Raw genomic sequence first — 8,987 nt, forward strand, 5'->3', positions numbered from 1 at the left:
ACCACCACTCATACGACTCGGCGCGGAGATTACTTGCTCGGGATTGAGTTGTCACTCAAAAATGCACCTGAACATGAATGCTCCGTTCAGATTGAATTCGAGTGATTGTTGCAATGCGGCAATTGCACGCATCGATGTCTTGCGAGAGCAATGTGGCATGAAAGATGGCCAGTCGGGCGCTCCTGTCCTTGAGCGACCCGCATTTTCTCGCCAATTGCCGAGCTGTCTGCTCTCTTACTTGTATCCGTAAAACCCGCTCAGCATGGACTGATTGCCCTTGTAGTCCTCTGCGGAGGCCGGAACAAACCGGGTCACACCCAGTTCGAGCAACAGCTCAGCCAGCTCCGGGGCGCCTTCGACGTTCAGCAAGGCATCACGCACCTTGTTGCGAACGTCCTCGGGCACGCTGGGCGAGGCGAGAACGGCGGGGCCTGCAAACTCGCTGGACGTGAATACGGTGATATTGCTTGGGTTACCGAAGGTCTCAAGCATCCAGGTCGGGAATATCATGGCATCCGCTTCGCCGCTGTTGAGGATGTCCATGGCATCCCGCCAGGAAGCGGAATTGGACTTGATTTCGGGTTGCTGGACCGGATCCGGGAAGATCTCGGCAAGCAGGGCGTAACCGAGGCTCGGTGCAGGCATGGTCGCAATCTTCGCGTTTTCCAGGCCCTTGGGGCTTTCGGTATTGCCCTCGAAGTAGGGGCTGGCCTGCAAGGTGTAGGAGGTTGGCTGCAGCCTTCGAACAAGCGGAATGAAATTTGCGCGCTGGATCCGATAGTCGGCGAAATGTGCTTCGTCGTAGGAAAAGTCGGTGTTGTCCGGCTGCCTGATCTCGCGCCAGTAGCTCGAGTAGTTGGCTGGAGCGACAAGAATGAAGGTTTCGCCCGTGGCCTTGCTGAGGTAGTCCAGCAGCGGTCTGTAGATTTCTTCCGCAGCCTCCGGGGTATAGGTAGGCTCTGGAGTGAATCGATATTCGGCTGCAGCGGCGACCGAACCTGCAAGCAGCAGGGCCAGGCATGCCAGGTGCGCTGTGCGTCGGCATTGCGGACTTTTGTTGGTCAAGCGGCTCATGCGTGCTGTTTCCTTGGATGGTGGTTGCTGCGCCAGACTCGAAACATGCAAGGTTCGTACCATTTTCGTCGATGCCGGCGGGCAATCAGGCAGCTTCAATATGCGTGATCCTGCCACCCGTGGCCAGATGCAGGCCGGTACCGTCTGCAAGATCCAGTGGCACGATGGCCAATGCCCGGCTGCCGGCCGGCGAAGGTCGCGCCGCATAGAGAATGCGCCCTGTTGGCGCCTCACTCAAATCCTTGTAGATCGGCTCTCCGCTGGCGGGTAGCTCGCCACCTTCGATGTACAGCCGCACGCACTGCCGCTTGTTGCCTCCGCGAAAGTGCAACCGGGCGACGATTTCCTGGCCCGGATAGCAGCCCTTTTTCAGGCTGACAGCGCCGAGTCGCTCCAGGCCCAGCGCAGCTGCGGTGAACTCGCCCGAGAGTTCAGTGGGGACCCAGGGCAGTCCGGCAGCGATATCCGCCAGTTCCCAGTCGATGCGGCGCGCTTCGTCCGTGGAAGCGTCTGCTTGCTGACGGCGGATCGTTATTTGCCGCGTGTGCGCCCCGGGCAAGTCTATCGACCAGCCATTATCATCGCTGAGCACGGTTTGTACGGCTTTCTCCGTTGCCGGCGTTTCAACAAGGCAGGCGTCGGGCAGAGACTGGATCGCCAGACGAGAGCGCAGCAGAAAGCGCGACAGTTCCCTTGCCATGTCGGTTGCACTGCCTCGCGGCAACCAGGCGACCAATTGACCTGTCTGCGGGTGCAGCAGGGCAAACAGGAAACGTACGCGACCCTGAGCATCGAGCCAGGCGCTCCATTGCCAACTGCCGACAGCCAGCGTCGATACATCGCTGCTGAACTGGGATTGCGCGAAATTCTCGGCATCGGGGCCCGACAGCTCAACGACTTCCGCGTGGTCACTCAGCTTGCTCACTTTCGACGTCGTCTCCGAAAAACAGCTTGAGCCTTCACAGTGGGATCATAGGCTCACCAACGCAAGTGTACGCGGCGGTTGTCAGAACCCGCCGTGGGCATTAAAATTTCCGACTAGACAAATCCCATGTCGAAGCCCAGACCAGATCCCGACGCACCCACGAAATCACCCGCTCCAGTGGAGCCGGCTGATCGGTCACGTGTCGAGAAAATGCCCGAGGAAATAGGCGGGCGTGATGGTCCGGACCCTGTTCGCTACGGCGATTGGGAAAAGAATGGTCGCTGCATCGATTTCCGGAACCGTCATCCCGGACTCTGACCTTCGGGTCGCCAGCCAACCGCAAGGGCCTGCACCATGCCTTCAACCACTAGACCGCTGTCTCCGCATCTGCAGGTTTATCGCTGGCAGATCCAGATGGTCACTTCGATCCTGCACAGGGCGACGGGTGTCATCCTCGTCATTGGAAGCCTGCTTGTCGCCGCCGCACTGCTCGCACTGGCGAGCGGGCCAGAATCCTGGGCCTGCGTGCTCGGACTGGCTGGCGCATGGTACGGGCAGGTCATCCTGATCGGCTGGACCTGGGCGTTGGCCTATCACTGGCTGAATGGCATTCGTCACCTTCTTCAGGATGCCGGATTCGGCTTTTCTATTGCCCGCTTCGTCAGCAATTCCTGGATCTCGGTGATTGGCAGTTTCGTCTTGACCGCAATCGTCTGGGCCGTGGTCGCCTGGTGCGGAGGTGCTGCATGAGCCAGAGCGACAAGTACCGCCACCCGATCAAGAACGCCCGTGGCCTCGGCTCCGCAAAGGATGGCGTGCATCACTTCATGGTGCAGCGTGTAACCGCGGTAGCGCTGCTGGCCTTGTGCGTGTATGTGGTCTATCTGCTGGTATCCCTGATCGGTTCCGACTACCAGGCTGCCCGCGCTGCCGTCGCGCATCCCTGCAATGCAACCCTGCTGGTCGCCTTCCTTGTCGCCATGTTCTGGCACGGACAACTGGGCATGCAGGTGGTCATCGAAGATTACGTACATACACCGTGGCTGGCGTTGACTTCGCAGCTGGTGGTCAAGTTCGTCTGTGCCCTCGCTGCCTTGGCGAGCATTTTCGCCGTGGTTCGAATTGCATTGGGGGCTTGAGCATGTCCGCCTACAAGATCCAGGAACATCAGTACGACATGATCGTCGTCGGCGCCGGCGGTGCAGGCTTGCGCGCAACCTTCGGTCTCGCTTCGAAAGGCTTGAAGACGGTCTGCCTGACCAAGGTTTTCCCGACCCGCTCGCATACCGTGGCTGCACAGGGCGGCATATCCGCTGCGCTGGGCAACATGGGTGAAGACGACTGGCGCTATCACTACTACGACACGATCAAGGGATCCGACTGGCTCGGTGACCAGGATGCGATCGAGTACATGTGCAAGGAAGCGCCTGCCGCGATCATCGAACTCGAGCACTACGGCGTCCCGTTCTCACGCACTGAAGACGGCAAGATCTATCAGCGCCCGTTCGGCGGCATGACGACCAAATACGGTGAAGGCCCGGCGGCCCAGCGCACGTGCGCGGCAGCCGATCGTACCGGCCACGCCATGCTGCATACCCTGTACCAGCAGTCGCTTGCCCACGATGCGCGCTTCATGATCGAGTATTTCGCACTCGACCTGATCTGGGACAGCGACGGCGCATGCTGTGGCGTGCTCGCGCTGGACATGGCCGAGGGTACCCTGCATCTGTTCCGTGGACATGGCGTGGTGCTGGCCACCGGTGGTTACGGACGCGCCTACTTCAGTGCGACGTCCGCACATACCTGTACCGGCGATGGCGGCGGCCTGATGATGCGCTCCGGACTCGCCATGCAGGACATGGAATTCGTGCAGTTCCATCCCACCGGCATCTACGGTGCCGGTTGCCTGATTACCGAGGGCGTTCGCGGCGAAGGTGGCATCCTGCGCAATTCGAAGGGCGAGCGCTTCATGGAGCGCTATGCACCGAGTTCCAAGGATCTCGCTTCGCGCGATGTCGTCAGTCGCTCGATGACGATCGAGATTCGTGAAGGGCGTGGCGTTGGCGAAGAGAAGGACCACATCCTGCTCGATCTGACCCACCTCGGCCCTGAAGTCATCCACGAAAAACTTCCCGGCATCGCCGAGAGCGCGCGCATCTTCGCCAACGTCGACGTGACCCGGCAGCCGATCCCGGTTCTGCCGACCGTTCACTACAACATGGGCGGCATTCCGACCAATTACCACGGCGAAGTCGTGCAGAAGGTCGGCGAGAATCCGGATCATGTCGTGCAGGGCCTCTATGCCATCGGCGAAGCGGCTTGCGTATCGGTGCATGGCGCCAACCGCCTCGGATCGAATTCGCTGCTGGATCTGGTCGTGTTCGGTCGCGCCGTTGCCAGCCGCTGTGCGGAAACCATCAAGCCGGGCATGCCGCACAAGGTGCTGCCGGCCTCGGTCTGCGACAAGGCGCTGGCCAATCTCGACAGGCTGCGCAATGCCAACGGAAGCTCGCCTACAGCCGAAATTCGCCTGAACATGCAGCGCACCATGCAAAGCGACGCCGCGGTCTTCCGCACCTCGAAGACCCTGACCGAAGGTTGCGAGAAGATGGCGAAGGTCTTCTCGAGCTTCGAAGACGTGAAGGTCAGTGATCGCTCACTGGTCTGGAATTCGGATCTGATCGAAACCTACGAGTTGCAAAATTTGCTCTACAACGCGGTGGCCACGATCACGTCGGCAGAGCAGCGAAAGGAAAGCCGCGGCGCACATGCGCATGAGGATTTCCCGGATCGCGATGATGCTAACTGGCAGAAACACACCCTGGTCAAGGTCGACGAAAAGGGTACGGCCAGCTTCGACTTCCGCCCGGTGCACATGTACACGCTGAGCGACGATGTCGAGGTGATTCCGCCGAAGAAGCGGGTGTATTGAGTCCGGGATTCGGGATTCGGAATTGGGGAATCGGCGGTTGCCGGTTCCATTGTAGGAGCGCCTTCAGGCGCGATGCTTTACTCGCAGGACCGAGGGAGCCTTGTTCCCGATGGCCCAAATTGTCGCGGATCTCAAAGTGGGTTCGCACGGAGAATTCCAGTCATGGCTGAGTTTGCACTTCCGAAAAACTCGAAGATCCAGCAGGGCAAGCGCTACGCGGCCAAGCCGGGCGCTAAGAATGTGCGCGAGTTCCGTGTCTATCGCTGGAGTCCGGATGACGGGGCGAATCCACGCATCGATACCTACGAGGTCGACATGTCGACCTGCGGCCCCATGGTTCTCGACGCGCTGATCAAGATCAAGAACGAGATCGATCCCACCTTGACCTTCCGTCGCTCCTGCCGCGAAGGCATCTGCGGATCCTGCGCAATGAACATCGACGGAACCAACACGCTGGCCTGTACCAAGGCCATCGAGGATTGTTCGAAGGGCGACGTGCCGATCTATCCCTTGCCGCACATGTCGGTGGTCAAGGACCTGGTTCCGGACATGACGCATTTCTACGCGCAGTACGCCTCGATCAAGCCGTGGTTGCGCACCCAGAGCGCCGCGCCACCGAAAGAACGCCTGCAATCCAAGGAAGACCGTTCCAAGCTCGACGGTCTGTATGAGTGCATCCTTTGCGCCTGCTGTTCGACCAGCTGTCCGAGCTACTGGTGGAATGGCGATCGCTATCTGGGACCGGCGATCCTGTTGCAAGCCTATCGCTGGATCGTCGACAGTCGTGACGAAGACACCGGGGAGCGCCTCGACGAGCTCGAGGACCCGTTCCGCCTGTATCGCTGCCATACGATCATGAACTGCACGCGCACCTGTCCGAAGGGGCTGAATCCGGCCAAGGCGATCGCCGAGATCAAGAAGCTCATGATCGAGCGCCGCACCTGATCGCGTTCGCTTTTTTCTCATGGATGCCGAGCTCAAGCGTCTGCGCTGGCGATGTCGGCGAGGCACGCGCGAACTCGATCAGCTCGTGGGCTGGTGGCTGGAGGAGCGCTACCCAAGCGCCGATGCGGCACTTCGCGCCGGATTCGCCGGGCTGCTTGAACAGCAGGATCCGGATCTGTGGAACTGGATACTCGGCAAGGGATCGCCGGAAGATACCGAGCAGGCGCGCGTGATCGATGAAATCCGCACCCGCCATCGCCCTTGACTACCGCCCCAGTCGCCTGCTGGCCTTGGCCATGGCGGCGATGACGGCGATTGCCATCACGGCTGCGCTGCTGAGTGGACTGGCGTTTCCGTGGCGACTGTTGGCGGCCGTGCTGGCCGGGGCATTCGGCTGTTTCGTCCTGGTTCGGCATCTTCGTCCGCGATTCTCCAGGATTGCCCATGGTGCGGGTGGCTGGATCCTGGTTGATGGCGAGGCCAGGGAGCATCCGGTGAGCCTGCTCGCTCATGTCGAACGCGGCGGCTTGCTGGTGCTGGAATTCGGCGCCGAGTCGACGGCTCGTACACGTTTCCTTCTCGCTCCCGACAATTGCGATGCTGATCTGCGCAGGCGACTGCTGCTCGTACTTGCTGCAGGCGAGCCCGGCCAACAGACCGTGCAGCGAGCCTGAATCCGTGCGACTCTTTCGTGCGTGCTTGCCGCCTGATGCCCGCTTGCGGCACTCTTCCGCCTTGGCGCGGTCCACTATCGGAATACCGATTCCGTGCAGCGCTTCCCAAGGATAGTCATCCGGCATGTTCCGACCGCTCGAATTCTTCATCGGCTTGCGCTACACGCGCGCCAAGCGCCGCAATCATTTCATCTCGTTCATATCGCTGGTGTCGATCATGGGCATCGCGGTTGGCGTGACCGCGCTGATCACCGTGATCTCGGTGATGAACGGATTCGATCACGAGTTGAAGAGCCGAATCCTGGGCATGGTCGCCCACGCCACGGTCGAAGGTGTCGGCGAAAGCGTGCGTGACTGGCCGGAGGCTCTGAAGCGCGCGGAAGCCAATCCGGATGTGCTGGGTGCGGCACCCTATGTGGAACGCGAAGCGATGCTGCAGGGCGAGCGTGTCTCCGGATCGATCGTGCGCGGCGTCCTTCCCGAATACGAACCTGATGTTTCGGAAATCGATCGCAAGATGGTCGAGGGAACGATGGCCGATCTGGTGCCGGGAGGATTCAACATCCTGCTCGGTCGCGAACTGGCCATGAAACTCGGCGTGGGTGTCGGCGACCATGCCACCGTGATTACGCCGGAGGTCAGTACCTCGCCGGTGGGCGTGCAGCCCCGCTTCAAGCGGTTTACGGTCAGCGGCATCTTCGAGATCGGCATGCAGGAATACGACGGCGCCCTGGCTGTCGTGCACATGAAGGACGCCGAAACCCTGTACCGGCTCAATGGCCCGACCGGCATCCGCCTGCGCCTCGACGACATGTTTCGCGCGTATGCCGTGGCCCGCGACATCTCCGGACAACTGGGTCAGTCCTATCGGGTATCGGACTGGATGCAGGGCCACAGCAATTTCTTCAAGGCCATCGCCATGGAGAAGAAGGTCATGTTCCTGATCCTGTCGCTGATCGTGGCCGTGGCCGCGTTCAACCTGGTTTCCACCCTGGTCATGCTGGTCACCGACAAGCAGGCGGATATCGCCATCCTGCGCACTCTGGGACAAAGTCCCGGCAGCATCATGGGTGTGTTCATGGTGCAGGGTGTGCTGGTCGGCACCCTGGGAATCGCGTTGGGTGTCGGCTTCGGTGTCGCGCTTTCGCTCAATCTGTCGGCGCTGGTGCGCTGGGTCGAGCAGACCTTCGGCGTTTCCTTCCTCTCGGCCGATGTCTACTACATCAGCGAGCTGCCCTCGGAGCTGCAATGGACGGATGTCGGCTGGATCACGGTGACGGCATTCCTGTTCTGCATCCTCGCCACGCTGTATCCGGCCTGGCGCGCGGCACGCATCGATCCGGCGGCGGCGCTTCGTTATGAGTGATTCGAAGGTGAAAGCGAATGAATCCGGCGCCAGGCAGGTGATCCTGCGCGCCAGCCACGTCGCCAAGATCTACAAGGAAGGCGACCTGCGTACGGATGTCCTGCACGACGTCAGTTTCCAGGTGCAGCGGGGCGAAACCGTTTCGATTGTCGGCGCATCGGGCACCGGCAAGAGCACCCTGCTGCATATTCTTGGCGGCCTCGATACGGCGACGGCCGGGGAAATCGAAGTCGATGGCCAGGTCATGTCGCGCCTGTCCGACAGGGCACGCGGCGATTTGCGCAATCGCTCACTCGGCTTTATCTATCAGTTCCATCACCTGCTGCCGGAATTCACGGCGCTCGAAAACGTCTGCATGCCATTGCTGATTCGCGGCACGCCGATCCCGCAGGCGCGTCAGCTTGCAGCGGCATTGCTCGAGCGTGTCGGGCTCGGCGCGCGCATGGCGCACAAGCCTGGAGAATTGAGTGGTGGCGAGCGCCAGCGCGCGGCCGTGGCCCGTGCCCTGGTCACACGACCGGCTTGCGTGCTGGGCGATGAACCGACCGGAAATCTGGATGAGGAGAACGCGGCCCAGGTCTACCAGCTCATGCTTGAACTCAATCGGGAAATTGGCACGGCACTGGTGCTGGTGACGCACGATCGCGGTCTCGCCGCACGCATGGATCGTACGCTGGAGTTGCGGGGCGGGAGCCTGCATGAGTTGGGCGCGGAAGTGCTCACCTGATTCGCAAATGTGCACTGGGTGCTTTGTTGGTCCACCCTCATCCCCCTGCGGGACCTTCTCCCGCCAGCGGGAGAAGGAAAATCAGGAGCCAGCCAAGTGAAGGCATGCTTCTCCCAATGGCGGGAGAAACATTGAGTTGGTGCAGCTTGTGAGCGCGCTCAGTGGTGCCTCGACCTGTTGCAATGGTCTTGACTTCCAATAGGCTTGAGCGAGACTTCGGAGCAGGCAGTCAGCCGGGTTTGAACTGATCGATTTCCAGGAAGGAACGATAGCGTGCAGGAAGCAGAGCAAACGAGTGCACAAAAACAGACGCGGTCTAGCACCGGTTGGTCACTTCCAAGCCT

General features: G+C 60.8%; 11 protein-coding genes. 9 read left to right on the forward strand and 2 right to left on the reverse strand.

What is annotated here, in order from left to right:
• Positions 1-234: 234 nt before the first annotated feature.
• Together R3F00_RS14510 and R3F00_RS14515 are read right to left on the reverse strand one after the other, a co-directional pair.
• A complete protein-coding gene (locus R3F00_RS14510) occupies positions 235-1,074 on the reverse strand; it encodes a phosphate/phosphite/phosphonate ABC transporter substrate-binding protein (RefSeq protein WP_371282515.1) in 840 nt (279 codons plus the stop codon).
• 85 nt (positions 1,075-1,159) lie between these two features.
• On the reverse strand, positions 1,160-1,999 hold the full coding sequence (locus tag R3F00_RS14515; protein WP_371282516.1) for a folate-binding protein YgfZ: 840 nt from the start codon (positions 1,997-1,999) through the stop codon (positions 1,160-1,162).
• 126 nt (positions 2,000-2,125) lie between these two features.
• On the opposite strand from R3F00_RS14515, the gene R3F00_RS14520 reads away from it, so the two are divergent.
• From R3F00_RS14520 to lolD, 9 genes are all read left to right on the forward strand, one after another.
• Complete coding sequence (locus R3F00_RS14520) at positions 2,126-2,317, forward strand: DUF1674 domain-containing protein (RefSeq protein ID WP_371282517.1); 192 nt, start codon at positions 2,126-2,128, stop codon at positions 2,315-2,317.
• Between the two features lie 36 nt (positions 2,318-2,353).
• Complete coding sequence (sdhC, locus tag R3F00_RS14525) at positions 2,354-2,749, forward strand: succinate dehydrogenase, cytochrome b556 subunit (protein WP_371282518.1); 396 nt, start codon at positions 2,354-2,356, stop codon at positions 2,747-2,749.
• Entirely contained in the window at positions 2,746-3,138 is a 393-nt protein-coding gene (gene sdhD, locus R3F00_RS14530; RefSeq protein WP_371282519.1) for a succinate dehydrogenase, hydrophobic membrane anchor protein, read from the forward strand. The genes sdhC and sdhD overlap by 4 nt, the downstream gene beginning before the upstream one ends.
• 2 nt (positions 3,139-3,140) lie before the next feature.
• Entirely contained in the window at positions 3,141-4,931 is a 1,791-nt protein-coding gene (gene sdhA, locus R3F00_RS14535) for a succinate dehydrogenase flavoprotein subunit (protein ID WP_371282520.1), read from the forward strand.
• Positions 4,932-5,093: 162 nt separating this feature from the next.
• Positions 5,094-5,876, forward strand: coding sequence for a succinate dehydrogenase iron-sulfur subunit (locus tag R3F00_RS14540; RefSeq protein ID WP_371282521.1), 783 nt, complete (start codon positions 5,094-5,096; stop codon positions 5,874-5,876).
• A gap of 19 nt (positions 5,877-5,895) precedes the next feature.
• The gene (locus tag R3F00_RS14545; RefSeq protein ID WP_371282522.1) at positions 5,896-6,141 is read left to right on the forward strand and encodes a succinate dehydrogenase assembly factor 2; all 246 of its coding nucleotides are present in this window, start codon (positions 5,896-5,898) and stop codon (positions 6,139-6,141) included.
• Positions 6,113-6,550: a hypothetical protein gene (locus R3F00_RS14550; RefSeq protein ID WP_371282523.1), complete on the forward strand. Its 438-nt coding sequence runs from the start codon at positions 6,113-6,115 to the stop codon at positions 6,548-6,550. Before R3F00_RS14545 ends, R3F00_RS14550 begins: the two co-directional genes overlap by 29 nt.
• Before the next feature lie 124 nt (positions 6,551-6,674).
• Positions 6,675-7,916: a lipoprotein-releasing ABC transporter permease subunit gene (locus R3F00_RS14555; RefSeq protein WP_371282524.1), complete on the forward strand. Its 1,242-nt coding sequence runs from the start codon at positions 6,675-6,677 to the stop codon at positions 7,914-7,916.
• Between the two features lie 40 nt (positions 7,917-7,956).
• Entirely contained in the window at positions 7,957-8,643 is a 687-nt protein-coding gene (gene lolD / locus R3F00_RS14560) for a lipoprotein-releasing ABC transporter ATP-binding protein LolD (RefSeq protein WP_371282528.1), read from the forward strand.
• Positions 8,644-8,987 lie beyond the last annotated feature (344 nt).

It is taken from the genome of Dokdonella sp., assembly GCF_041395345.1.
In the GTDB taxonomy this organism is placed as follows: domain Bacteria; phylum Pseudomonadota; class Gammaproteobacteria; order Xanthomonadales; family Rhodanobacteraceae; genus Dokdonella.